Origin of the sequence: Candidatus Formimonas warabiya (assembly GCF_002777255.1) — a bacterium.
Classification (GTDB): domain Bacteria; phylum Bacillota; class Dehalobacteriia; order Dehalobacteriales; family Dehalobacteriaceae; genus Formimonas; species Formimonas warabiya.
In genome coordinates, this window is sequence record NZ_CP017634.1 from 4,008,979 (window position 1) to 4,035,662 (window position 26,684).

Annotated in this window: 22 protein-coding genes; 21 read left to right on the plus strand and 1 reads right to left on the minus strand. The window is 47.5% G+C overall.

Annotated elements, in window-relative coordinates; all coding sequences use genetic code 11:
- Positions 1–135: 135 nt before the first annotated feature.
- The 13 genes from nifJ to DCMF_RS18340 all read left to right on the plus strand — a co-directional run bounded on the left by nifJ (position 136) and on the right by DCMF_RS18340 (position 14,467).
- Positions 136–3,651, plus strand: coding sequence for a pyruvate:ferredoxin (flavodoxin) oxidoreductase (gene nifJ, locus DCMF_RS18280; RefSeq protein ID WP_148135744.1), 3,516 nt, complete (start codon positions 136–138; stop codon positions 3,649–3,651).
- 213 nt (positions 3,652–3,864) lie between these two features.
- Complete coding sequence (locus DCMF_RS18285) at positions 3,865–4,377, plus strand: Hsp20/alpha crystallin family protein (protein ID WP_148135745.1); 513 nt, start codon at positions 3,865–3,867, stop codon at positions 4,375–4,377.
- A gap of 20 nt (positions 4,378–4,397) precedes the next feature.
- Complete coding sequence (locus DCMF_RS18290; protein WP_214658719.1) at positions 4,398–6,536, plus strand: CDC48 family AAA ATPase; 2,139 nt, start codon at positions 4,398–4,400, stop codon at positions 6,534–6,536.
- Between the two features lie 19 nt (positions 6,537–6,555).
- Positions 6,556–6,933, plus strand: a complete 378-nt coding sequence (locus DCMF_RS18295; protein ID WP_148137972.1) for a gas vesicle protein — start codon at positions 6,556–6,558, stop codon at positions 6,931–6,933.
- Positions 6,934–6,952: 19 nt separating this feature from the next.
- Entirely contained in the window at positions 6,953–7,738 is a 786-nt protein-coding gene (locus DCMF_RS18300; protein WP_148135747.1) for an Hsp20/alpha crystallin family protein, read from the plus strand.
- A 10-nt stretch (positions 7,739–7,748) separates the two neighbouring features.
- Complete coding sequence (locus DCMF_RS18305; protein ID WP_148135748.1) at positions 7,749–8,066, plus strand: gas vesicle protein K; 318 nt, start codon at positions 7,749–7,751, stop codon at positions 8,064–8,066.
- A 4-nt stretch (positions 8,067–8,070) separates the two neighbouring features.
- Positions 8,071–9,162 carry a GvpL/GvpF family gas vesicle protein gene (locus DCMF_RS18310; RefSeq protein ID WP_148135749.1) on the plus strand — a complete coding sequence of 364 codons (1,092 nt, stop codon included), beginning with the start codon at positions 8,071–8,073 and terminating at the stop codon, positions 9,160–9,162.
- On the plus strand, positions 9,159–10,208 hold the full coding sequence (locus DCMF_RS18315; RefSeq protein ID WP_236860058.1) for a gas vesicle protein: 1,050 nt from the start codon (positions 9,159–9,161) through the stop codon (positions 10,206–10,208). Before DCMF_RS18310 ends, DCMF_RS18315 begins: the two co-directional genes overlap by 4 nt.
- Positions 10,209–10,544: 336 nt before the next feature.
- Positions 10,545–10,883 carry a phasin-related domain-containing protein gene (locus tag DCMF_RS18320; RefSeq protein ID WP_148135750.1) on the plus strand — a complete coding sequence of 113 codons (339 nt, stop codon included), beginning with the start codon at positions 10,545–10,547 and terminating at the stop codon, positions 10,881–10,883.
- A gap of 77 nt (positions 10,884–10,960) precedes the next feature.
- Positions 10,961–12,664 (plus strand): ABC1 kinase family protein, encoded by a 1,704-nt coding sequence (locus DCMF_RS18325; protein WP_148135751.1) that lies wholly within the window; start codon positions 10,961–10,963, stop codon positions 12,662–12,664.
- A gap of 15 nt (positions 12,665–12,679) precedes the next feature.
- Positions 12,680–13,411 carry a putative ABC transporter permease gene (locus tag DCMF_RS18330; RefSeq protein WP_148135752.1) on the plus strand — a complete coding sequence of 244 codons (732 nt, stop codon included), beginning with the start codon at positions 12,680–12,682 and terminating at the stop codon, positions 13,409–13,411.
- Positions 13,353–13,841, plus strand: coding sequence for an HD domain-containing protein (locus DCMF_RS18335; protein ID WP_148135753.1), 489 nt, complete (start codon positions 13,353–13,355; stop codon positions 13,839–13,841). Before DCMF_RS18330 ends, DCMF_RS18335 begins: the two co-directional genes overlap by 59 nt.
- Before the next feature lie 86 nt (positions 13,842–13,927).
- Entirely contained in the window at positions 13,928–14,467 is a 540-nt protein-coding gene (locus DCMF_RS18340) for a CDP-alcohol phosphatidyltransferase family protein (RefSeq protein WP_148135754.1), read from the plus strand.
- A 26-nt stretch (positions 14,468–14,493) separates the two neighbouring features.
- On the opposite strand, the gene DCMF_RS18345 is transcribed toward DCMF_RS18340, so the two are convergent.
- Positions 14,494–15,075, minus strand: coding sequence for a TetR/AcrR family transcriptional regulator (locus tag DCMF_RS18345; RefSeq protein WP_148135755.1), 582 nt, complete (start codon positions 15,073–15,075; stop codon positions 14,494–14,496).
- Positions 15,076–15,519: 444 nt separating this feature from the next.
- Here DCMF_RS18345 and DCMF_RS18350 point away from each other — a divergent pair, with 444 nt between their 5' ends.
- From DCMF_RS18350 to DCMF_RS18385, 8 genes are all read left to right on the plus strand, one after another.
- Positions 15,520–16,782: a hypothetical protein gene (locus tag DCMF_RS18350; protein WP_148135756.1), complete on the plus strand. Its 1,263-nt coding sequence runs from the start codon at positions 15,520–15,522 to the stop codon at positions 16,780–16,782.
- A 33-nt stretch (positions 16,783–16,815) separates the two neighbouring features.
- The gene (locus DCMF_RS18355; protein ID WP_236860059.1) at positions 16,816–17,940 is read left to right on the plus strand and encodes a Glu/Leu/Phe/Val family dehydrogenase; all 1,125 of its coding nucleotides are present in this window, start codon (positions 16,816–16,818) and stop codon (positions 17,938–17,940) included.
- 54 nt (positions 17,941–17,994) lie between these two features.
- Positions 17,995–18,843: a 3-methyl-2-oxobutanoate hydroxymethyltransferase gene (panB, locus tag DCMF_RS18360; protein WP_148135757.1), complete on the plus strand. Its 849-nt coding sequence runs from the start codon at positions 17,995–17,997 to the stop codon at positions 18,841–18,843.
- A 28-nt stretch (positions 18,844–18,871) separates the two neighbouring features.
- Positions 18,872–20,377 (plus strand): trimethylamine methyltransferase family protein, encoded by a 1,506-nt coding sequence (locus tag DCMF_RS18365; protein ID WP_257790918.1) that lies wholly within the window; start codon positions 18,872–18,874, stop codon positions 20,375–20,377.
- 49 nt (positions 20,378–20,426) lie between these two features.
- Positions 20,427–21,890, plus strand: coding sequence for a trimethylamine methyltransferase family protein (locus DCMF_RS18370; protein ID WP_148135759.1), 1,464 nt, complete (start codon positions 20,427–20,429; stop codon positions 21,888–21,890).
- Between the two features lie 399 nt (positions 21,891–22,289).
- A complete protein-coding gene (locus DCMF_RS18375; protein ID WP_148135760.1) occupies positions 22,290–23,852 on the plus strand; it encodes a sigma-54 interaction domain-containing protein in 1,563 nt (520 codons plus the stop codon).
- A 273-nt stretch (positions 23,853–24,125) separates the two neighbouring features.
- Positions 24,126–25,757, plus strand: coding sequence for a BCCT family transporter (locus DCMF_RS18380; protein ID WP_148135761.1), 1,632 nt, complete (start codon positions 24,126–24,128; stop codon positions 25,755–25,757).
- A 244-nt stretch (positions 25,758–26,001) separates the two neighbouring features.
- Complete coding sequence (locus DCMF_RS18385) at positions 26,002–26,667, plus strand: hypothetical protein (RefSeq protein ID WP_148135762.1); 666 nt, start codon at positions 26,002–26,004, stop codon at positions 26,665–26,667.
- The last annotated feature ends 17 nt before the right edge of the window (positions 26,668–26,684 follow it).

Here is a 26,684-nt window from a genome sequence, read left to right on the forward strand (position 1 = left end):
TATAAATTTTTGTCCAGGGGGATAAATTAATAAATTTTTCTGGAAATTTTAACATAAAGTTATTACAATGGTTGTTAATAGGTTTTAGAAAATTTAGGCCATTTGGCCAAAACATATAAAAAAGGGGGACAAGTAATGTCAAAAAGCACCAAAACCATGGACGGGAATAAAGCTGCGGCATATGTATCCTATGCCTTCACCGAAGTAGCCGCCATCTTTCCCATCACCCCATCTTCGCCCATGGCCGAATACGTGGATGAATGGAGTGCATTAGGGCAAAAAAATATTTTCGGGCAACCCGTCCAAGTCGTTGAAATGCAGTCCGAAGCCGGGGCGGCAGGAGCCGTACACGGATCTCTCAGCGCCGGAGCGCTCACCACTACCTACACCGCATCTCAGGGGTTACTCCTGATGATTCCCAACATGTACAAAATTGCCGGGGAATTCTTGCCCGGCGTGATGCATGTCAGTGCCAGGTCTCTGGCTACCCATGCCTTGAACATTTTCGGCGATCATTCCGATGTCATGTCCTGCAGCCAGACCGGCTGGGCCATGCTCGCCTCCAACAGCGTCCAGGAAGTCGTCGACATTGCCGGGGTTGCTCATTTGGCCGCCATCAAATCCCGGGTTCCTTTTATCCACTTCTTTGATGGGTTCAGAACCTCTCATGAACAGCAAAAGGTAGAAGTGATTCCCTACGAGGATTTTGCCCGGATGGTGGATTATGACAGCATCAAAGCCTTCAAAGACCGGGCTCTGAACCCGGACCATCCTGTGATCAGAGGAACCAACCAGAATCCGGATATCTTCTTCCAATGCCGGGAAGCCAGCAATACATACTACGCCAATGTGCCGGATATCGTTGCTGCGTACATGGAGCAAATCAGCAAACTCACGGGCCGGGAGTATAAACCCTTCACCTATTACGGTGCCCCTGATGCGGAAAACATCATTGTCGCCATGGGGTCGGTCTGCGACACCGTCGAAACCGTAGTCGACTACTTAGCATCTCAAGGAGAAAAAGTAGGCCTGATCAAAGTACATCTGTACCGGCCTTTCTCCGCCAAATACTTCTTTGATGTGCTGCCCAAAACCGTGCGGAAAATTGCTGTTTTAGACCGGGTAAAAACCGCCGGGGCTCTCGGGGAACCCCTCTTTTTGGATGTCCAGAGCATCTTCTACGGCCAGGAAAACCAACCCTTGATTGTAGGAGGCCGTTATGGCCTGGGATCCAAAGACACGGTACCGGCAGATATCATCGCCGTCTATGACAACCTAAAACAGGACAAGCCCAAAACCAACTTCACCCTCAGCATCGTCGACGATGTCACCCATACCTCCCTGACCCGGGGAGCGGATATCGACATGACTCCAGCCGGGACCATCCAGTGCAAATTCTGGGGCCTGGGGTCCGACGGCACAGTGGGGGCCAACAAACAGGCCGTAGAAATCATCGGGGACAACACCGATATGGCGGCACAGGCCTACTTCGCCTATGACTCCAAAAAATCCGGCGGGGTGACCATGTCCCACTTAAGATTTGGCCAAAAACTGATCAAAGCCCCCTATTTAATTACCACGGCCGACTTCATCTCCTGCAGCAACCCGGCCTATGTGCACAAATATGATTTACTGGCCGGATTAAAAGACGGCGGCACCTTCCTGTTAAACTGCGTCTGGACACCCGACGAACTGGACGAAAAACTGCCCGCCGGTCTAAAAAAATACCTGGCGGAACACCGCATCAACTTCTATACCATTGACGCCATCAATATTGCCCAAGAACTGGGGTTAGGGAACCGGACCAACATGATCATGCAATCCGCCTTCTTCAAATTGGCCAACGTCATTCCCCTGGAGCAGGCGGTAGAGCACCTGAAAGAATCCATCGAACATGCCTACGGTAAAAAAGGCCAAAAAATTGTCGATATGAACAACGCAGCGGTAGACAAAGGGATCGAAGCCCTAATCAAAGTAACCGTTCCGGCCTCCTGGGCGGCTGCGGTGGAGGAAGCAGCCGCAGAACAGGATGTTCCGGCCTTCATCGCCGATATCATGGAACCCATGAACCGGTGCGAAGGAGACAAGCTTCCCGTCAGTATCTTCACCAAGCACGGCTGCGAAGACGGCACCTATCCCACTCAGACCACCCGGTACGAAAAACGGGGTGTCGCCGCTTTTGTGCCCGAGTGGAATCCGGAAAACTGCATTCAATGCAACCGCTGTTCCTTCGTCTGCCCCCATGCCGCCATCCGGCCCATACTCTTAGACGAAGAAGAACAGAAAAAGGCGCCCGAGACCTTTATCACCCTTGCCGCCACAGGAAAAGAACTGAAAGGCCTCGCCTACCGGATACAGGTCAGCACCTTAGACTGCCAGGGCTGCGCCAGCTGTGTCAACGTGTGCCCGGCTAAAGAAAAAGCTTTAAGCATGGAATCCATCGAAAGCCAAACAATAGACCAGGTAGCCAACTGGAACTTCAGTACCACCGTATCCATCAAAGATCATCTCATGAACAAATACTCCGTTAAAGGAAGCCAATTCGCCCAGCCCCTAATCGAATTCTCCGGTGCTTGTGCCGGTTGTGGGGAAACCCCCTACCTCAAGCTCATCACCCAGCTCTTTGGGGACCGCATGATGGTAGCCAATGCCACCGGGTGCTCCTCCATCTGGGGCGGCGCCGCACCGGCCATGCCCTTCTGCGTCAACAAAGAAGGAAAAGGACCTGCCTGGTCCAACTCCCTCTTCGAAGACTCCGCCGAATTCGGCTTTGGCATGTACTTAGGCGTCAAACAGATCCGCAACAAGCTGGCCGATTTAATGAGAGAAGCCCTGCTAGTAGATCTCGCACCCGCTTTAAAAGAAGCTTTCCAGCAATGGCTGGCGGGTAAAGACCAGCCCGCTGCCTCCCAGGAAGCGGCCGGTAAAATCATGCCGCTGCTGGCAGGCCAGAATCATCCGATACTCAAACAAATCGCCGAAAGGGCGGACTTCCTTACCAAACGGTCCCAGTGGGCCTTCGGCGGTGACGGATGGGCCTATGACATCGGGTACGGCGGCGTCGATCATGTGCTGGCATCCGGAGAAGATGTAAACATCTTTGTCTATGACACCGAAGTCTATTCCAACACCGGAGGCCAGTCCTCCAAGTCCACCCCGGCGGCGGCCATTGCCAAATTTGCCGCTTCCGGCAAAAAGACCAAGAAAAAAGACTTAGGCATGATGGCCATGTCTTACGGTTACGTTTATGTGGCCCAGATTGCCATGGGGGCTGATTACAATCAGGCCATCAAAGCCATTCAGGAGGCGGAAGCCTACAACGGACCGTCCCTGGTCATAGCCTACAGTCCCTGCATCAATCATGGACTCAAAGGAGGCATGGCCAATGCCATGACCGAAATGAAAAAGGCGGTCGAGTGCGGCTACTGGCACCTGTACCGCTATAACCCGGACCTGAAAAAAGAAGGGAAGAATCCCTTTACCCTGGATTCCAAGGAACCTACGGCCGGCTTTAAAGACTTTATCTTAAGCGAAGTGCGCTATTCCTCTTTGGTCCAGCTCTTCCCAGAAACCGCGGATGAACTGTTTAAGAAGACGGAACAGGATGCCAAAGAAAGGTACGAATCTTACAAACGCTTGGCCAACGCTTAGAAATATTAGTTTTGGATGCAGAAGCGCCCCTGGAAAGGGGCGCTTTTTATTTTTTTATGACCTATTAATTCAGGAACATCGGCTTGCCCACCGCCATAAACTAAACAAGGCACCATAAAGGCAAGAGGCCTGTCTATGCGAAATGGTCAATGAACCCATAAGGCAATAGGTAAGCAAAGAAAAGATCAGAACCAGAAGGATGAGGGGAATCGAATGGGAAAAAAGGATGGCTTAGGCGGTTGGGGTCTCGGCGATCTCTTCAAAGATTTAGGGAATCTATTGGAAATCATAGACAAGATGGAGGACATGGGCTGTAATGAAATGAGCAAAACGGGAGAATTCGGTTCTCCCGGACCCAAGGGATTAAAGGGGACCTATGGATTTAGTATCAGAACCAGCGGTTTGGGGAGGCCCATGATTCAACCCTTTGGTAATGTGCGGGCCGGCGCGGGCAAGGTAGAATTTGATGAAACCTGGGAGCCGATTTTAGATGTCTTTGATGAGCAGGATCACGTCCTGGTTGTGGCCGAATTGCCCGGTATCTCGGAGGACCAATTAGAGTTGAAAATTGAAGACGACCATCTTCAGCTCAGGGCTTCCGGACTTCGGCAATATAAAAAAAATATTCCTTTACCTTATGCCGTGGACGAAAATAAGATCGTATCGGTTTTGAAAAACGGTATTGTAGAAATTACTCTGCCCAAAAAGTCCGATCAACCCGAATAAGGAAAATGAGGTTAGGTTCGATGGAAAACAGTATTTGTCTTAGTGTAGCCGAGGCCCTAACAAAAGACGTAGGCCGGGGAATTGCCCGCATGGACCCGGTGGATATGCAGTCCGCAGGTGTTCATATCGGAGATGTGATTATCATCCGGGGGAAGAAAGAGTCGGCAGCCAGGGTGATGCCTGCCTATGCGGACAACAGGGGGGACCGGCTGATTCAGATTGACGGCATCACCAGGGAGAACGTGGGCGCCTTACTTGGTGACAAGGTATCTGTGCAAAAGGGTGATGTCCAACCCTGCCGGCAACTGGTCCTGCGTTTCCTGAATAACCGGCTGCCCTTAAACAGTGACTTTGTTTTACGGACGATTCAGGGGCTGCCTCTGAAGCAGGGCGATAAAATAAGAATTCCTTTGCTTGGCCTGAAGAACCAGGAGTGCATCGTGCTGAGTACTGCCCCGGAGGGTATTGTATTGGCGGGAAAGGATACAAAACTGATGTTCCAGAATAGTGAAAGCGCTGTTCAGGACACCGGGATCACCGTACGGTACGAAGATATTGGGGGTCTGCAAAAGGAATTGCAGCGCATCCGGGAAATGATTGAGCTTCCCCTAAAATACCCCGCTCTATTTGACCACCTGGGGATTGATCCACCCCGGGGCGTATTGTTATCCGGTCCTCCGGGCACCGGGAAGACCTTAATTGCCCGGGCCGTGGCCAGTGAGGCCAATGCCTATTTCACCCATGTCAACGGGCCGGAAATTATTAATAAGTATTATGGGGAAAGCGAGGCCAAACTGCGGGAAATTTTTGAAACCGCGTCCCGGCGGGAACCGAGCATCATCTTTTTAGATGAAATCGATGCCATTGCCCCCAAAAGGCAAAACGTAACGGGAGAGGTGGAAAAAAGGGTCGTGGCCCAGCTGCTGGCCCTCATGGACGGACTGCATGACCGGGGCCGGATTATTGTGATTGGGGCCACGAATATCCCGGATGCCCTGGATGGTGCCTTGCGCCGGCCCGGCCGTTTTGACCGGGAGCTTACCATCGGCATCCCGGACCGGGAAGGAAGAGGAGAAATTTTACAGATTCACTCCCGGGGCATGCCCTTGACAAAAGAGGTAGATCTGGACAAAATTGCCGAGGTTACCCACGGCTTTGTGGGGGCCGATTTGCAGGCCTTGTGCCGGGAGGCGGCCATGCAGGCGTTGCGCAGGGTTTTACCGGACCTGGATTATCGCTCGGGGGATCTGGCACCGGAATGGTTGAATAAAATCCAAGTGGGCAAGGAAGATTTCTTCGCGGCCCTGAAGGAAGTGGAGCCCTCTGCAACCAGGGAATTGACCGTTGAGGTGCCCCGGGTGCAATGGAAAGATGTGGGGGGCCTTCAGGAAGTAAAAAAACAATTGCAGGAAGCGATTGAATGGCCCTTTCAATATGAGCAGTTGTTTAAATGGGCCAAAATTGACCTGCCCAAAGGCATCTTGCTCTACGGTCCTCCCGGAACGGGAAAAACGTTGCTGGCCAAGGCAATGGCCAATGAAATTAATGCCAATTTTATCTCCATCAAGGGACCGGCCTTATTATCCAAATGGGTGGGGGATTCGGAAAAGGCCCTCCGGGACGTGTTTAAAAAGGCGCGGCAGGTTGCCCCCTGTATTATTTTTTTTGATGAGATCGATGCCCTGGTTCCCCACCGGGGGATGGGGGGACAGATTTCGGAAAGAATGTTAAGCCAGATGCTCACGGAAATGGACGGGGTGGAAGAATTGCACCGGGTCGTGGTGCTGGCCGCCACCAACCGGATCGATCTCATTGATCCCGCGTTGCTGCGCCCGGGAAGATTTGACCTGATCATTCCCATGCCTTTGCCCGGTGAGGAAGACCGCAGGGAAATTATCGGCGTGCATTTGCACGGGCTTTCTCTGGAGGAAAATGTTGATTGCGGGGATCTGGCGCAGAAAACCGCGGGCTTTTCCGGTGCGGAATTAAGATATCTCTGCCAGCGGGCAGCTCTGTGGGCTGTCCGGGAATTTATCCAGTCCACCAGTCAGCATCATTTGGCGGAGCAAGAGACGGGCTTTCACATTTCGGCCGGGCATTTTCATCAGGCGCTCCTGGACATGGAGAAGCAAAAAAAACTTGAGAAACGAGAAGGGTGAAGGGGGTAATTCACTCGTGATGACTGCATTAGAACCAAAAAGACAGAGGAATGACGACACCCTGGCCGCCTTAGTGGACCGGCTCCTGGACAAGGGGCTGGTGATCAATGCGGACATTGTGGTATCCGTAGCCGGTGTGGAACTTCTAGGCGTGAAGATCCGGGCAGCCCTGGCCTCTTTTGAAACCGCCGCCCGGTACGGTCTGGAATTTCCTTCCGGGACAAATTGCGAAACGGCTGTTTGGAAAGAGGCCACCATTGACAAAGAGACCTGTCCCCAATGTGAAAAAAGAGTGGATAAAAAGGAATTGTTAGAAGAGGGCTGCCCGTGGTGCGGGTGGATATCGGCGAAGACGAAGAAGCTTACGGGGCAGGTATCTGTGCCGGTACAACGGTAGGATGGGAGGGACCGGATCGATGGATCAGGATCTGACCAGGGAAGAAAAAGATTGGTTGCGCCGGTTTTTAAACAGCTTGGATTACCGGAGCCGGGCGATGTTCTGGCACCTTTGGCAAAAAGGGCATGCTGAGCTTGAGGAATTAAGGATTGCGGCGAACCTGGCCACCGATATGGAGGCCCTGATGCATGTGAAAGATGTCCTGAACCCTAAGGCCTGCGAGTTTTTCGGCCAGCCGGTACTGGTGTTTCACCGGTCAAAGGTCAACCCCCAGACGGGGGAAAAAGTGTTGTTCAACTGGTGGCTGGAGCTGGATCCCTTTTCTCCTGGTGAGCAGCAGGCACCCATTGTTGATTTGTTTGAAAATGGCAATACCATTATGGTCGTGGCGGAGGTGCCGGAGATCCGCATTGATTCTGCTGAGCTCAATTATAAAAACGGCATCCTGACGGTACGGCTGCAGCTGGCGGAACTGGAGCGCCCGCATGAGAAGAGGCTTGATGCCGGCAGTGTGCCGGGTCCTGGGGGAAAGGAAAAAGGGCCTGGAACCGGGTGCGGAGCCGGTCAGCGGGAAGATATTCCTGCGGATATCTTTGATGACGGGGAAAGTCTGCTGGTGATTCTGGACTTGCCGGCGGTGGAAGAGAGCAGCATCCAGGTCTCTTTATCCGGGTGCGGCCTGCGCATTGTTGCCTGCAGCCAGGGAAGGGATCTGGAAGGGCAGATTCATTTACCCTGTCCCGTGATAAAAATTAGGCAGCAAACTTATCGAAACGGTGTCCTAAACATTGAACTGGAAAAGTGAGGTGTTGTCCTTGCTTGATATTGATGAAGATAATTTGAAGCACGGCTTGCTCGGATTGGTGATCGCCGTTGTGGAAATCATTCAAGAGGCCTTGAAGAGAGAGGCATTCCGGCGCATGGAAGACGGCACGCTTTCCGAAGAAGAAATCGAACGCCTGGGCTCGGCAATTTTGGAGCTGGACCGGGCCATCGAGGATATCAAGTGCGAACAGGGGGTTTCCGAATCCGTGAAAAGCGTGCGGGATGGTCTGGACCAGATTGTAGACGAGGTCGTGGATCGGATCATGAACCCAAGACGCTGGGCTGAGGAAGAAGCGCAGAGGAGGTAACTTTATGGACGACGGTAAGAAACTGAAAGGGGGCATCAAGCGGATCGTCTTGCAGGAACTCCGGGATCTGGGGTTCCAGGATTTGGTCCGGGAGGTGGTCAAGGAAGAAGTGGCGGGTATGATCCGTGCCACCCTGCGGGAGCTTAGTGAAGAAAGCGGGTCAGATGAGCCGGCATCTATCGGGATGCCGATGTTTCATGAGCCCCATGATGGTGCGGCCAACCCAAACAGGTCTGTGGCATCCTTAGATAGGGAAATCCCTTCTTTTCAGGAAATAGAGAGTACCGGTGCCGGTGATGCGGCGGCTTTGTATCTCTACGGAGTCGCTCAGGGGCGGGAGGAAGCCCGTTTTGGGCCGGTGGGCATCGAGGATGGGGAGGTTTATACCATCGTTCATGACGACCTGATCGCCATTGTTCATGATTGTGCGCCGGAGCCTTATCAGTCACAAGAGCAGGAATTGGTTAAGCAATGGCTTTTTACCCACCAAAAGGTGCTGGATTTGGCATACCATCAGTATGGTACCGTTTTGCCCATGGGCTTTAACACCATCTTCCGTCCCCAGGGAGAGCCTGTGGTTCAAGCCGTAAAACATTGGCTTGAGGAAGAATCCGCGCGGCTGCACCAGATTTTTCACCGGGTGCAGGGCAAGGACGAATATGGGGTGCAGGTCTTTTTAAATCAAGAGATATTAAAACAATCGATCCTTGATCAAAATGCCGGGATCCAGAAGATTAAACAAGAAATGGAAGCAAAACCCGAGGGAGTCCGCTACATGTATCAGCAAAAAATAGAAAGAGCCGTTAAAGAAGCATGGGAAGAAAAAGGGGAAGCCTGTTTTCATGAAGCATATCAGGTAGTAAGCAGTGTCAGTGACAGCGTGAAGGTGGAAAAAACCAAAAAAGCCGAAAACGGGCTGTGCATGGTGGTCAACTTATCCTGCCTGGTCGCCAAGGAAAAGGTAGAAGAGCTGGGCCGTATTTTGGCTGAAATAGATGATCGTGAGGGATCGCAGGTGCGTTTTACCGGCCCTTGGCCGCCGTATAGCTTCATGGATTCATTTTCCATGGGAAATGAGGAGAGTATGTCTGCATGAATCAGGTAATGAAACCTCTTGAACCTAGGTATCACCGGGAAACTACCTTAAATGACCTGATCGACCGGCTTCTGGAGAAGGGGCTGTTCCTTACTGCCGACCTCATCATCGGCGTGGCGGGAATACCTCTGATCGGCATCAATCTCCGTCTTGTCTTAGCCGGCATGTCAACGATGCTCAGGTATGGCTTTTTGCGCGATTGGGATGAGGCCACGCGTGCCTGGGAGAGCGATCAACGCCGCAGGAAGGTCAACCAGGGCGACCTGCGTCTCGAGAAAGAAGAACAGCTCCTTTGGTCAGGTTTTGCGGCCCACTGGTATGAGCAGGGGATCTATGCGGCCTGGAGACCGGGAACGATGCATCTTACCAATCGTAGAATCGTCTTGGTCCGGCATGAACCCTATGAAGTGCTCCTTGAGTTACCCTACGGCGAAATAGAAAAGTTAGAGGTGGCAAAAAACACCCACTTTACCGGTGAAGAGCGGGAAGAACTGCACCTGCTGCACCAGTCAGGTGATTGGAAAAAGATTCATGTGACCGAACTGAACCGGGTGCGGGAGCTGCTATCCCGGAACTTGGGTCTCAGCCTGGATGCCACAGGGGAAAAACAAGCCGGCACATTTCCGGCCAAGTGGTTTCGGGTTTGGCATCGGACCGAGAAGAAAACAGGCAGCCTCTGGCAGCCGGGGCGGTTTTGGATTGGGCAGGGCAGGCTGTTTTGGTCTGCCGGCCCGAAAGAGGGTCCCGTATTTTCCCTCTGGCCGCCGGACTTGCTGGAGTGTCGTGTGCACCGGGAAGACTTGGGTTTGGGACTCAATGATAAACCGGTCCTTAGCCTCCGTTACCTTTCCAAGACCGATCCGGAAACCGCCTGCTTTTCCGGTACAGAAGAAGTGCTTCTATATTGGCGGGAAATTTTGCAGTCCTTGCAGGGGGATGAACTGGAATTGTGCCCTGGCTGCGGGGCGCCGGGGGCCGCCCGGCGTTTGTTGGATGAAGGTTGCGGCAGGTGCGGGTGGCTGAGTCCCAGAAAACAAAAACCATAAAAGCAGAATTAGCTTAAAAGCGACACAAAGGGAAGGCGGAAAGGCCTTCTTTTTTTCTTTTTTCAAAGAAGGATTGCAGAGAAAAGAGGGATTAGCCAATGAAATGATCAAAAAGATCATGGTGTCAAAGGGCTTGTCCCAAGACATGGAGCCGATAAAAGGCTGTTGACTGGACAGGGAATTCTTGTTAAGATTAATACGGACGTCCGAACGCTTTGGGCGCACAGGATGACAACGTCATCCAAAAAGGTCAGGATGATGCGATTGATATTCGGATTTAGGGGCAAGATATTTCTGTATGCTTACTTTATGGATAAAAAAACAGGAGGGTCTTTTATGACAAATTTGTTGGAAAAATCAATTTATCTGGGCCTAGGCATGTTTATGCATTCCCGGGAAAAGGTGGAAGAATTAGTGGAAGAACTGGTGAATAAAGGGGAAATAGCCAAAAAAGATGCCCAACACTTTGCGGTTGATCTGATCAAAAAAGGAGAAGAACAGAGAGAGGAATTCAAGAAGTTAATCGCCGACGAGATCAGGGCAGCCTTAGACCAAATGAATATTGCCAGTAAGGGAGATATCGTGAGCAAAAAAGAAATTGGGGAAATTGTCCGGGACCAAATTATCCAAGTTTTGCAGGAGCAAGGACTTACAAAAAAGGAAAATGAAAAATAATGCCGGGTAGATGAACCCCATTTTTCCCGTATCACAGTGCCGAAAGACAAGGGAAATTTGGCAAGACGAAAGTAACCATGGATAGGGATGATAGCACGATAAACAGGCGGGATCATATAAAAAGGTATCAAGAAATCGTTACTGTTTTTGCCAAACATGGATTTGGCGTACTGATAGAACAGTTGGGGATTTTCCGTTATTTAAAAATCAGAAAAAGATTTTCAAATCCGGGGGATAATCCTGGGACCAGGATTTCCACCGGGGAAAGGTTAAAATTGTCTTGTGAAGAATTGGGGCCCACCTTTATCAAAATAGGACAGCTTTTGAGCACCCGGTCGGACATTTTTCCTCCGGACATCACGGAAGAACTGGAAAAGCTCCAGGATTTTGTACCGCCCTTTCCTTTTGAGGATGTGAGAGCGTTAATTGAAGATGAATTTGAAGATCACCTGGAACATATATTTCAAGAGTTTCATCAGGAACCTCTGGCGGCGGCCTCGGTATCCCAGGTTCACTACGCCAGATTGCATGCCGGGAAACCGGTGGCGGTAAAAGTGCAAAGGCCGGGCATAGAGAAGAACGTAGAGCTTGATTTGAGTATCCTCAAAGACTTGGCCCATTTTCTCGATCAGCATACCCACTATGGTAAAATGTATGACTTTCATAATATGGTACGGGAACTGGAAAATACCCTGAGAGATGAGCTAAACTTCATGAAAGAGGCAGAAAATGCCGAAACGTTTCGGAAAAACCTAAGGCAGGATCAGGGCATCAAAATTCCGGACATCAAATGGATGTACACGACAAAACGTGTGCTGACCATGGAATACATTCAAGGGAGCAGAATCACCAGCTTTGACGAGCTTGATACAAGGGGGATTGATCGAACCATCGTGGCAAAAAATCTCGCCACATCCCTTTTTCAGCAAATCCTCCGGGACGGATTTTTTCATGCGGACCCCCATCCGGGAAATATTCTGGTTTTACCGGATCATACCGTGGTCTTGTTGGATTTGGGTATGGTAGGCCGGCTGAGCGAAAAGCGCAAAACCCTGTTTTTAAATCTATTTATCGGTGTTGGCACCGGAAACACCAGAAAGGTGATCAAAGCCATTGCCGGACTCAATACCATGAATCAGAGAGTGGGCTTGAAGAAGTTTGAAAAAGATATGGACATCTTAGTGGACCGCTATTTGACCATGCCATTAAATCAGATTAAGGTAGGGGAAGTTTTGCATGAAATTTTTAAACTGGCCATGAAGTACCATGTGAAGATCCCCCAAGAATTCACCTTGTTGGCAAAGACTCTGGCCACCCTGCAGGGTGTGGTGGAAAAGCTGGATCCCAGTCTGAACGTATTGGATGTGATCAAACCGATCACCAATAAATTAGTGTACCAAACCTGGTCGGTCCCTAAAATCGGTCATAGAGCGATGAGAGTTTTATTCGATTACCAGGATTTGCTAAGCGAATTTCCGGTGATCATGGCTGATTTTTTGAAAAAAGTGGAAGATGATGATTTTTCCCTGCAATGGGAAATCAAAAATATGGAACAGATTCAACAGCGCTTTGACAAAGTTGCGAACCGGATCGTATTTAGTCTGGTTTTGCTTTCCTTGAGTATCGTCATTGCGGGCATTCTCATCGGTTCCGGGATCAGTGCCAGTTCCGGGGCGGAAATGTATCTCTTAAACATGACCGTTTTAAAAATAGGGTTTTTTCTGGCCATTCTAATTATTGCCGGTTTAGTTGGGTCCATTCTGAAATCAAAAGGGTTTTAGGGAGGGGGAAAAATTGTGGATAGCTTTAGAGATGCCCTGCTGTTTTTTGCCATATATTCCTTCTTAGGGTGGTTGCTGGAAACGGTATTCGCCAGCGTCAGGGAAAAAAGATGGATCAACAGAGGCTTTCTCACCGCCTGTTTTTGTCCCATCTATGGGTTCGGGGCCCTGATCATCATTCAAATATCTCAATGGATGGAGCGCTTTTCTCCGGATCCAGGCACCGGGTTGCTGCTTAGTATTTTGCTTTCCGTGGTGCTGGTTACGGCATTGGAATATATAACCGGCTTTGCCATGGATAAGATTTTTCACTTTACTTGGTGGGATTATCATGATGAGCCGGCAAATCTTCACGGCTATATCTGTTTAAAATATTCCCTGATCTGGGGTGTCCTGTCCTATCTGGTCCTGGTCGTAATCCAACCCGGCATTTCAGGGACGGTTTTATTCATACCCGTGTTGATCAAAAATTATTTGGGTCTAGGCCTGATCCTCTACCTGATCGTTGACACCACGAAATCGGTGATGGAAGCCTGGGATTTAAAAGATGTCATTCTCAATTATGCAAAATTCCCTGTTCATAAATATCGGGCCAAGATCATGCGTTATCAGCGCTTTTTTCACGCTTTTCCCCGACTATTAGTCCTTAATGCAGAAATCGTCAACCGGGATGTAAGGAGTATTATCCATGGCGGCATTGATACAATTAAAGATGAGCTTAAAAGCAGATTCCAGCACTTTCAGTGAATATCACAAGTGCATCAGCGATTTAATAGAAAATGACATCGTTTGGGCCATGAGCGGATTTAAGCACCATGGCAATATCACCTGCCTGGAGCACAGCGTCCATGTGTCATACAAAAGTTTTTTGATGTGCAAGTCTCTGGGACTCGACTATCGATCCGCGGCCCGGGGCGGTCTGCTGCACGATTTGTTTTTGTATGACTGGCACCGGACAAAACCCGCTCAGGGATGGCATGGCCTTGTTCATCCTTTGATTGCCTTGGAAAACGCCAATAAAAATTTTTCTTTGAATAAAATAGAAAAAGATATCATCATCAAGCATATGTGGCCCTTAACGATGAATTTGCCCAGGTATAAAGAATCTTTTATTGTTCTCTTGGTAGATAAGTATTGTGCCTTGGTAGAAAGCATGAAATTTAGCAGAGCCAGATGAATGGTGCAGAAAATTATGACATAAAAGCGGGCTGGCGTGTAAGAACGTGCGGATATTCTTGATTTGATAGGAGAGATTAGGCCAAAATGAATTTGACAAACAAAATCAATATGGCAAGAATTTCTCTCGTACCGGTTATTGTGATGATCCTGCTGGTCAGAACTCCCCTCTATGTAGACTATTTAGCCGCAGCGGTTTTTGTTTTTGTGGTCGGGACAGGCGCTTTGACGAGGTACATCACCCGGTCCCATAAACAAATTACCAATGGGAATAGATTTTTGGACCGTATGGTTGATAAATTGCTGATATTGGCGGTTTTGATTTCTTTCGTGGAAATGGGACGGATCAAAGCGTGGATCGTCATCATCCTAGTGGGCGGAGAATTTGCCGTTTCCGGTCTAAGAGCAATTGCCGCCGGAGAAGGAATGATTGTTTCTCCGTCAAGATGGGATCAATATAGCGTGATCTCTCAAAGTGTTGCCATTGTGGCAAGCCTGGTGCGTGATTTTCCCTTGGGCGGGGGGAATATCCATTTTAGCGCTTTTTTATTTTATCTTGCTGTACTGTTTTCTATCCTCTCAGGAGGAGAGGAGTTTTTGAAAGTAAAAAAGTTTTTCGAAAATTGAAGGGGAACCAGATCAACTCCATCTGTTTATTCAAATAGGATTTGAATGGCATTGATGGAACCGGCGACAGTTTCTTCTTCATAATCAAGAGTAGCCTGGAGGGCAGTGCCCAGCAAGGTGCCCAATATCATTCTGGCCAATGCTTTAGAAGAATATTTTTCGAATTTTTCTTTTACGGAAGCATTGCGCACAATATGAGTTTCGATTAAATTAGATAGATCCTGATACAGATGGCACAGTAAGGAGCGAAAAGAGGAGGCCCAAAGAGCCATGCCGGTAAAATCGTAAAGAAGTTTAAATATTTCCGGGTTTTTTTTCAACATTTCTTGAAAATAATTGATGAGATAGGAGATCTTTTCTTTGGCGGTGGTCCCTTTTTTCAGATCGTGCTCAACTTCATGGAGATACTTCTGGATGGCCATTTCTATGACTTCTCTAAACAAGCCTTCCTTGTTTTTATAGTAGTAATTTAATTGACTCAATACTACCCCTGCTTCATCCGCAATATCCCGCAAGGACACATTTGCATATCCCTTTGATGCGATGCATTGATAGGCTGCATTCAGGATTTTTTGCGATTGGCTGATCTCGGGTGCTTTTTCCCTCATTTAATTACCCCTCAGTTTGGTTTCGGTATTAAAGTTTTTCAGGCGGCGATTAAGGCTGGAATGCCGGATTCTTCGGACGGGTCTTGACCCATCCTGAACCGAACAGGTTTCTTAGAAAAGCCTGTCCTTCCATCGATTCGGACGTCTGTACGAATCAAGTTTAGCAAAGATTACCTTTCTCGTCAACTAGGGATATGATCGGGAAAAACATAGAATAGGTGATAACAACAGACTCTATTGATTGAAAAGGTTTCCCGGCTCCGGCCGAGGGACCTTCTTTTATTGTGGAAACAATAGTTTCCATCTGGAAGCAAAAGCAGAAACAATTGTTTCCACGGGGGATATTGATTTGAACAAAATCCTTGGCAGCCAGGGGATGATATGTTGGCATGAGATTTGCTCTGAGACTTTGATAAAAAACTAGTTTAAAAAGGAGAGAGCATCATGAATCGGGATCTTTTCAAGCTTGACCTGACTGGAGTGGAAGAAGTAAACCGGTATTTAACTGATCCGAATAATCCTCTCATGAATGATGTGCTGCGCATGGTAGCAAAGTACGGCACTGTACAAGAAATTAATGCGTGTGCCCAAAAGGCCCGGGACTTGTCGCGCATTCTGGAGCGCCTGCAAAATATGAAGTCCCCGTACTATGAAGATTTAAAATGGCTTATGGCGGAAAGAGATAAGGGATCGTTCATTTCTGTGTCCCGGTACCGGGAAAATATGCTGGGCAGGGACGCCGGGAAAATGAATTTTGATGAAGCCAGAGCGGTAACCCTGGAAATCAGTGCCCTGCAATATTTTCCCTGGTTGATCAGAGAAGCGGAACAGGCGATCGCCCAGCAGGAAATCATGCCGGGAAGGTATATTCGGGTCCGTAAGATGAAGGAGCAGGAATCTGACCAGGGAGATACCATGGCCATGGTTGGTGCCATGCAAATTATGGGGGCAACTTGGGTGGAGACTTTGGATACCAAAGGAACCGACGGCTCAAATGTACATTTGGGCGGGCCGGAGACCATTACCGGCTATTTTGGGGGAATCGGCCAGCCCAATGAGCACCCCCTGCAGTGGATCGATGAAGTCCTTTATTATTATACCCATTACGGCATTGATCAGGTCTTAAATATTAACCCGGGTACCGTTCTTCTGGGATACCTGCTTCATCGGTTGGGCATCGACATTAAGTTTAAGATTTCCGTATTTATGGGGAATGATAATCCCTTTTCCGTATTATGGACCTTGATGATGGCCCGACTATTTGCCCGCGAGGATCAATCGACCCCACTGGTAGGCTTTAATCTAGCCAATTCCGTAAATGCCAAAACGATTATTACAAGCTCGGAAATCAGGCATAAGCTGGGATTTGAAAATAAGGTGCGCTTGGAACACCATATTACCGAAACCTATAAAAGTATAGTCTGCCAGCCCTATAACCGGAGAAAGGAGCTTTTGGAGGTTGCTTCGACCGTTCCGAATATTTCCGCCAAGCACGAAGGGGGTGAATGGGAGATTGAAGCAACGCGTGAGCATCCTTCCGATATCCTGGACTATTTCCGTACGAAGGATGAGTTGCAAGCCTCAGAAGAGATGGCATTGCTGGAGCAAAATTATCTGGATAAACATCATTCCGTAAACCTTACGGCCCAGGCTCTTACCAAACAAGGAATCGGATTTATCGGCGCCGCTAACCTGCATCGCAGATAAGAAAAATTTTAGGATATTATACGAGGAGGAAACATGATGGAAGTTATTGAGAGCATGAACAAATATAGCTTTGAACAGATTGTTTTCTGCAACGACAATAAGACCGGATTAAAAGGGATCATCGCCATCCATAATACTACGCTGGGGCCGGCCATGGGGGGAACCAGAATTGCGCCTTACAAATCCGAAGAGGAGGCTTTGGCGGATGTGATGCGTTTATCCAGAGCAATGACCTACAAGAATGCCGTAGCAGGATTATATTATGGGGGAGGAAAAGGGGTCATTATTGCCGATCCGAAAAAGGATAAAAGTGAAGCGTTAATGCGGGCCTACGGACGTTTTATCAATAGTCTGGGGGGGAGATATATTGCCGGAGAGGATGTGGGAAGCACAGAAGAGGATATGCTGGCCATCCGGCGGGAAACACCTTTTGTGATTGGCCTGCCTAAAGTATACGGGGGGAGCGGAAACGTTTCCGAACCCACTGCGTACGGAATTTGGAAAGGAATCAAAGCTTCTTCCGCCCATGTTTTTGGTGACCCTTCCTTAAAAGGGAAGAGAATTGCCATCCAGGGTGTAGGAAATGTGGGGTCCAGCCTGTGCCATTACTTAAAACAAGAAGGTGCGGAAATCTTTATTTCCGATGTAGATGAAAATAAGGTAGGCATGGTCGCGGCACAGACAGGGGCAAAGCCGGTGGTGAATGAAGAAATTCATAGACTGGAAGTGGATGTCTTTTCACCCTGTGCCTTGGGCGGCATTCTCCATGACCAAACCATTCCCCAGTTAAAATGCCGGATTGTAGCCGGAGCGGCCAACAACCCGCTGGTGCATGAAGAAGAACATGCCCAAATGTTAGCAGACCGGGGCATTGTTTATGTTGTTGATTATGTGATCAATGCAGGTGGGGTGATGTGTGCCTCGAACGAACTGATTGGGTACAATCCTAAGCGGGTGTATTTTGAAGTGGATAACATTTACAACAAGGTCACGGAAATGTTGAAAATTGCCCGGGACAAAAATGTGACGACCGCAAAAGCCGCTATGATGATGGCGAATAGGCGTTTCCAGGATGAAAACAACATCCCCAGATTAGCGTATAGCTTTAAACCACCCATGTTTAGTTCGCCTGGTCCCAGAATTAATTCGGAAGAATAAAAGGGATCAAAGCAGATGATATAAAGATATGGAAAGGAATAAGGAGGAAGGAAGATGGTAAAAAAGAAAAGCTTGGGTGATTTCATCAAAATGAAGCAGGAAAAACAACAAGTGACATGGGTAACGGCCTATGATTTCCCTACAGCTTCATTTGCAGAGCAAGCAGATATCGATATGATTTTGGTCGGGGATTCTTTGGGTATGGTTGTTTTAGGGTACAAGGGCACAAATCCCGTAACAATGGAGGATTGTATCTCCCATTGTCAAGCTGTCCGAAGGGGTGCCCCCCATACCTGGATGGTGGGAGACATGCCTTTTATGTCTTACCAGGTGTCCGACGAGGAAGCGGTGCGCAATGCCGGGCGTTTTATCAAGGAAGCCGATGCCGATTGCATCAAATTAGAAGGAGGCGTTCGGGTTGCCAGCCGCATTAAAGCCATTACCGATGCAGGCATTTTAGTGATCGGACACATTGGGTTGACCCCCCAAAGCACAGGACAGTTGGGCGGGTTTAAAGCCCAGGGAAGAGATGTGAAAAATGCCCGCCTGCTCATAAAAGATGCCTTGGCGGTTCAGGAGGCAGGTGCCTATGCCCTTTTGGTGGAGGCGGTGCCTCCGGAAGTGACGAAATTTATGGCACAAAAATTAACTATTCCGGTCTATGGGATCGGGGCCGGTCCGGCTGATGGGCAACTAATCATTTGTGGTGATATGCTGGGGCTGTTCCAAGCCTTTACGCCTAAATTTGTCAAAAAGTATGCCCAGCTGGCGGAAATTGAAATCAATGCTTTCAGGCAATATGGGGAAGATGTAAAAACAAAAAAATTCCCGACCGATGACCATGTCTACCATGTTTTAGAGCCCATTGAGGAATTTGAAAAGATGTTTAAGGAATTCGAGTAAATACAGGTGATGAACAGGTAAAAACAAGGTGGTTTTTGATCGGAACAATCGCTACAAGGAGGAAGGAGCAATGAAAATTAGAAAAGTCAATTATCAAGAGCAAGCTACTCCTGCACTTAGTTTTATTTCCCAGGATCAGTTGTACGAGATTCATATGGCCACACTGGAAGTTTTAGAAAGAGTGGGCGTCCAGGTAGATGAGGATGAAGCTCGAAAAATGTTAAGAGAAGCAGGTGCTTATGTCAAAGATAAGATTGTAAAAATCCCCGCCCATTTAGTCGAAGAGGCCTTACGCACGGCGCCTCCCAGAGTTGTTCTCGCGAATAGGGAAGGAGAACGGGCGTTATTTTTAGAGAAGAACCAAACTTATTATGGATTAGGATCCGATTTACCCTATACGATTGATTTAGAAACCGGCCAGCGCAGAAGAAGTGTAAAACAGGATGTGATTAACGCGGCTAAAATTTTAGATTACTTGCCAAATTATGATTTTATGATGTCTTTTGCCATTGCCACCAATGTATCCAACCAATTGTCCTATCTTCATCAGTTTGAGGCCATGGTTACCAACACGAAAAAGCCGATTGTTTTTACCGCCCGGGATCAAATCGATTTTCTGCAAATTGTAGAAATTGCCGCAGCTGTTACCGGGGGATATGATCAATTAAGAGAAAAGCCTTTTTTAGCCTGTTATCATGAACCGATCTGCCCCATGACCCATACCCGGGATGGGGTGCAAAAACTTTTTGCCTGTGCGGATTACGGAATTCCTGCTGTGTATACGCCGGGCATGGGCGCCGGGGGAAATAGTCCCTGTACCATGGCCGGTTTGCTCACCCAAGCCAATGTGGAACTCCTGAGCGGGCTGGTCATTCATCAGTTGCGCAAGAAAGGGGCTCCCTTTATTTATGGAGGATGTCCCTCGATCATGGATATGGCTACAACGATCTTCCCCTACGGATGTCCGGAATGGCATATGAATAGTGTCGTATTGTCTCAAATGGCCCGCTTCTATGAACTGCCTATTTTTAGCACCGGGGGTTGTTCCGACGCCATGATTTTTGACCAGCAGGCGGGAATGGAGATCGGTTTCAGTTTGTTAATGGCAGAATTAAGCGGGGCTAATTTAATTCATGACGTGGGATACTTGGAATCCGGCTTAACTGGGTCCTTGGAGTCAATGGTCGCGTGCAATGAAGTCATTGGTCTGGTCAGGAGAATTAGCCGGGGATATACTATCAATAAAGATACTTTGGCTGTGGAAGTAATGGAAAGGGTAGGGCCTGGCGGGAGTTATTTTGGTGATGCGCACACCTTTAAACATTATAAGAATGAATTCTGGATGCCTGAGTTGCTCAATCGGAAACGGTATCAGGAGTGGATGGAGGGGGGCGCCTTAACTTTAGGGGATAAAGTTAAAAATAAAGCCCAGTATATCCTCAAAAATTATCAGAGTGAAAAATTGCCGGAAAATGTTTTAGAACAAATAAAGGGGATCATGAACAAAGCGGAACAAGAAATAAAAAATCTTTAACAGGATGATTCTTGACTAATTTTGTGTACACAAAGGAGGGGACAAAGGGATGGAAGGGAGAAAATCCAACTACAAAGTGAACCAGTCCGTTCAATTTAGGGTACTGTCCGATGATCAGTGTGCAGAGATTTTTCAAGCCGCTCTAGAAGTCTTGGAAAGAACGGGAGTAAACATTCATTGTGAAGAAGCGTTGAGTTTATTAAAAAATGCCGGGAGCTGGGTCGATGGAAAAAGGGTAAGAATCCCGTCCCATTTGGTAAAGAAGGCTTTGCACAGGGTACCTGCAAGGGTAGTTTTGTGTACCCGGGATGGGGAAAGAAAACTATTTTTGGAAGGCCATAACAGCTATTTCGGACCGGGACCGACAAACCCTTATTTTATTGATGTGGAAACGGGCGAACGAAGAAAAGTAGTGAAAAAGGATGTAGAAAACGTTGCAAAAGTGTGTGAAGCATTGCCTAATATCGATTTTGTGATGTCTTTGGCGATGATTTCCGATTGTACACCGGTCTTAGCCGATGTCCATGAAGTTCATGCCATGTTACAAAATACGACGAAACCTATATGTACCTGGGCATTTAATGTGGAAAACCTTAAGGATATTGTGGAGATGTGTTGTGCCGTGGCCGGAGGTCTGGAAAATTTACAGCGCAATCCGTTTTTCTCCCTTTATTCAGAACCCATCGTTCCTCTTACACACCCCAAAGAAGCGGTGGAAAAGCTACTTTATATGGCCGATATGGGATTGCCCCAAATTTATGCACCCGGAATGCAAATGGGCGGAACGGTTCCCATGACCATCGCAGGGATGTTGGTCGTGGGATTGGCGGATAATCTGGTGGGACTTTTGTTAAGCCAGCTGAAAAGGGAGGGGGCACCTTTTATTGCCGGCCTGATGCTGGCCCTGATGGACATGCAGACGACCAATTGCAGTTATGGTGCGCCGGAATTCAGTTTGGCGCTGGCTGCCCAGGCCGATTTGTATCATTTCTTAAAGCTACCGGTATGGTCTGCCGCAGGAGCAAGCGATTCCATTGTTTTTGATGAGCAGGCAGCCGTGGAAGCAGCGATACAATGCTATTCTGCCGCTCTTAGCGGGGCTAATTTGATTCATGATGTGGGCTTTCTGGAAAGCGGCCTATCCGCGTCTTTGGAGCAATTAGCTTTGGGGGACGAGATTATTGGCATGGTGCGGCGGATTATTTCCGGTGTAGAAGTGAACAAAGACACTTTAGCTGTTGATGTGATCGACCAAGTAGGCCCGGGAGGACATTTTTTAGGGGAGGAGCATACCTTTAAATATTTTAGGCAAAAAACATGGTTTCCTACTTTGATGAACCGGAAGAGATATCTGGATTGGAAGAACGAAGGCGAGAAAACGATGGGGATGCGATTAAATGAGAAGGCCAGAAAGATTTTAAACGAATTTGAATCAAAACGACTTCCGGTACATCTTGAGGAAAGGTTAAACGAAATTATGGAAAAAGCGGAACAAAGAGCAAGAAAGAATTAGTGTGGCAGACGCGGGATCGGAATAGACCTCATCCGTATGAGGTGAGACTTACACGAATCGCGAGATTGTTTGTAAACGTAGACAGATGTATCAAAAAGGGGTAGTCCATCAATTTTTGTTGAGGATTTACCTCTTTCTTCATTTTTATCATATAATTGGAAGTAAACGAAAAATCATCTCTAAAGAGGAAATGGTTTTCATATGTAGAATGTAAAATGAATCTCACCAAAATTCTTGACAATAAAACTGATTTTTTCCTCCAATATTTTTGCCCTGATTCATGTCGAATCTTAAAATTCTTAGGTGCATTTGCGCAAATGATGAATTTGGCCGGGTGATAAAATCACAACTTTAGGGAGTAAGGGTTATTTCACTGGGTGCCGTTGGAGGTAATGAGCAATGTCAGTTGTACGATGGAAATTTGAAACCGAAAACAGGATTGGCATGATCACGGAGGTGGCGCGTGCTTTTTCCGAAAGAATGATTCCGGTTTTTGTGATGGAAGTATATCCGGGAGAAATCTATGTGAAATTTGAATTGGACGAAAGGTGGGACGCTCTGGCCTTAAAAGAAAATATGCGCCAAATGAAAGATGTTAATCAAATATTTGATATTGAGGTTTTGCCCCAGGAACAAAAGGAAAATGAGCTGCAAGTTATTCTGCAGTCTGTATCGGAGGGCATTGTGGCCATCGACCATTCCGGAGTAATCCGTTATATTAATCCTCATGGGGCCGGTTTATTTTTACTTGATGCGGCCCAGATGGTAGGGAAAAAAATAGCAGAGGCCGTCTCTGCGGATTGCCCCATCTTAAATATTTTAAAAACAGGAGACCCCTTTGATAATAAAGAAGTGCTGGTGGATACTCCGAGAGGGAGACTCCATTATTTGACCACCGGACGTCCCCTAAAAAATGAAAATAATAAAATTATCGGCGCAGTTGCTACGTTAAGGAGCATGAAAGCAGCACGGCAGTTAGTGAATCAACTGACAAAGAGTCAAATGATTGAATTCGAAGAAATCATTCACCGGAGCAGAGTGGTGGAAGATGTTATCTGTATGGCAAAAAAGGTGGCAAAAAGTAATTATACCATTCTAATTAGAGGGGAAAGCGGAACGGGGAAAGAGTTATTTGCCAGAGCCATTCACAGTACCAGTGATCGGCGGGATAAACCCTTTTTGCCCATAAATTGTGCCGCTTTACCGGAGACCCTTTTGGAAAGTGAATTATTTGGCTATGAGGAGGGAGCCTTCAGCGGTGCCAAAAAAGGCGGAAAAATGGGACTTTTTGAGGCGGCCAATGACGGTACCCTTTTTTTAGATGAAATAGGTGAATTATCTTTAGTACTGCAAAGTAAATTGCTCAGAGTTCTGCAGGATGGCGTGATCCGTCGCGTCGGGGGTCAAAAAATCATCCCGATAAATGTGAGAATTATCGCCGCCACAAACAGAAATTTGGAGCATATGGTTGGGGAAAACAAATTCCGGCAGGATTTATATTACCGGATCAATGTCATTCCTCTATTTATTCCCCCTTTGAGAGATCGGCCGGAAGACATACCTCTTTTGTGCGGATATTTTTTAGACAAGTACGGGATGGAAATGGGGAAAAAATTATATTTTTCTAAGGAAACAGAGAGTATCATGATTTCCCATTCCTGGCCGGGGAATGTGCGAGAAATGCAAAATGTGATTTTAAGGGCAGCCCATATTGTGATGGGAAATGAGATTGGCGCCCATGATTTATTTTTTGGAGAGAATTTTCCCATTCAGCCCAATGGTGCGGTTTTCCCGGAAAATAGAAATCTCAAACAGGCGAAGGATCAGATAGAACGGATAGAATTAGAAAAATCTTTAAGGAAATTCGGCAGTGCCAGGGGGGCAGCCAAAGAGTTAGGAATTTCACACACTGCGGTTTTACGGAAGATTCGCCGTTATCATTTAGAGGATTTGATTAAGTGATGGGGCGAGATATTTTTTATTATTTTTTGTAACCTGTGTAAACATTTGATTCCGTGCGGAAACATTATGTGCCAGGTTATTTTTTTTGGCCTTCTGATCCGGTGGGGAAAACCATGAAAGGCTGAATTTTTAAGGCTTTTTCAGAAGGGGACTTTGTTTGCCGGGACCGGGAAAGTGGTATCGATTTTGCAATAATACTTTTCCAAAGGAGGTGGGGACGAGGGTTTAAAAAGTCAAAGGTGGGATTTTTTAAATTTTGGAAGGGGGATTTGCATGTTTAGCGATTTTACCAACGGGAAATTAAAAAAAAGTGTTTTTTGGCCGCCGTTTCTTTTGCTGATTGCAGCAGTCATCTATAGTTTCGCGGACAAAGAGGGGTTTGCCAAACTCACGAATGATGCAAACTATTGGATATTTATTCATTTTGGCTGGCTCTTTATGTTAACTGCTATGGCCCTGCTTTTCATTTGTCTGGCAGTTTGTTTTGCCCCCATCGGTAAAGTCAGGATTGGAGGATCCCACGCCAAACCGTTGTTAAGCAGGTGGAAATGGTTCGCTATCACCTTGTGTACAGGAATTGCCGTGGGGATCCTGTTTTGGGGAGTTGCTGAGCCCATGTCGGTTTTTTCAGCCCCGCCCAATGTGGGAATAAAAGGAAGTAGTACGGATGCCGCCATCTATGCCATGTCAACGATGTATTTCCACTGGACTTTTCTTCCTTATGCCATTTATACCGTTCCGGCATTACTATTTGCCTTTGCCTATTATAATATGAAAAAGCCCTTTAGCTTAGGATCTCTTTTATATCCGTTGTTAGGTGAAAGATCTTTGGGGATATTCGGCAGGATTACCGATGCCGTTTGTGTGTATGCCCTTGTATTGGGTATGGCCGCTTCTCTTGGCATGGGGATCTTGTCCATCGCCGGAGGGCTCAGCAAGCTTTTTTTAATCAAAGCGAATTTGATCACTTGGGCTGTGATTGATATAGTCATCGTGGTCACCTTTGTGATATCCGCCATCACCGGCCTGATGAACGGAATCAAATGGTTGTGTGATATTAATGGAAAGATATTCCTCGCCCTGCCCATCTATATTTTAGTTTTTGGTTCGGCGACTTTTGTGGCTAATTTTTCCGTTCAGTCGTTGGGGCACTTTCTGAAGAACTTCTTTGAAATGGCTTTTTATACAGGCGGGATCACCAATGACCAGTGGCCTGTTTGGTGGACTATTTTTTGCTGGGCAAACTGGATGGCTTGGGCCCCCATTACCGGGGTGTTCCTTGGCCGAATTGGGTATGGGTACACGGTCAGGGAGTTTATTGGGGTTAATTTAATCGGCACGTCCCTATTCGGTATGGTCTGGTTTGCTTCATTCTCCGGCTCGGCTCTTCATATGCAACTATTTCAGAATGTTAATTTAGTGGAAGTTCTAAATACGACCGGGTCGGAATCTGTTATTTACGCCTTTTTTCAGCAGTTCCCCCTCTCTGTACTCTTGAGTTCCTTATTTATCCTAACCATTTATTTGTCTTATGTGACCGGGTCGGATGCCATGACCTCTTCTATCGGCGGTTTATGCTCTACCGGCATCTCGCCGGAAAGTCCGGAGCCCTCTATGTTTCAAAAAGTAATCTGGGGGGGCATGCTTGGCATCGTGGCATGGGTGATGATCGCCTTTGCCGGGATTGATGGCGTGAAAATGCTTTCCAACTTAGGCGGATTCCCCGTGCTTTTCCTTGAAATTGCCTGGGCGGCAGCATTGGTCAAGGTAGCTTGGAATCCCAGCAAGTATGATTACTTCAAAGAGGATTATACCAAAGATGGTTATCCGATCATTTTTAAGGATGATCAAGATCAGGGAAGTAATCTTAACCAGATAAATGCAAACCCACCCATTCAAGGTTAAATTACTCAAACCTTTAGACTGTTTTAAATCGGGTCCCCCGGCTCCGGCCGGGGGACCTTTTTTTATACTTTCAGAATTTATAAGTTTTAAAAGGTTGAAAGTATAAGTGCAACTAAGGCTTCCGCCGTCGCCAGAGGCTTGGCGCAAGCCAAGTTTTCTAGTCTATTTTAAATTTTCGAGTAGATAAATAACATATGTCTTGATTACATATAATAATCCATATTGAGGCGGAGGCCAAAAGAGAATGCCGGGACGAATTGTGGAAGCCTATGTCGGTGAATATGCTTCCGGAAAAAGTGAAAATGCGGTAAACCGGGCTTTATCATTGAAACAGTCCGGCCGCCAGGTTGCTTTGGTGGATTTGGATCTGGTGGAGCCATTTTATACTTTGCGGCCCGTGAAACGCCTCCTCATAGAGAAAGGCCTTGATGTAGTGGCTTGGGAGACAAGCCAGACCATGGGTTTGGGGGAAGCCGGTTCTGTGCTGCATCCGGCAATGAAGTGGGTGCTGCGCCGGCCCGGAGACATTATTTTAGATGTAGGTTACGGCAGTAAAGGGACCAGTGTTTTAAACCTGGTAGAAGGGGCCAATGAGGACCCGGATTTAAGAATCATTGCCGTGATCAATGTCTGTCGCCCCATGACTTCCACGGTGTCCGATATTGTCGATTACATCCGTCAATTAGGCAGAATCGATGCCTTGTTAAATAACACGAATTTGGGCGATGATACGACCATTCCTGTGATCCTTGAGGGCGAACAAATCGTTCAGGAGGCAGCTGCCCTGCTGCATCTGCCGGTAGTGGCCACATCTGTTGCGGCCATTTTTCAGGGAAAAATTGAAGATCAATTATCATCCCAGATACCGATCCGTTATCTTTCCAGGTTTATGCCCCAAAGTTTTTGGTAAATTCCATACAGACTATA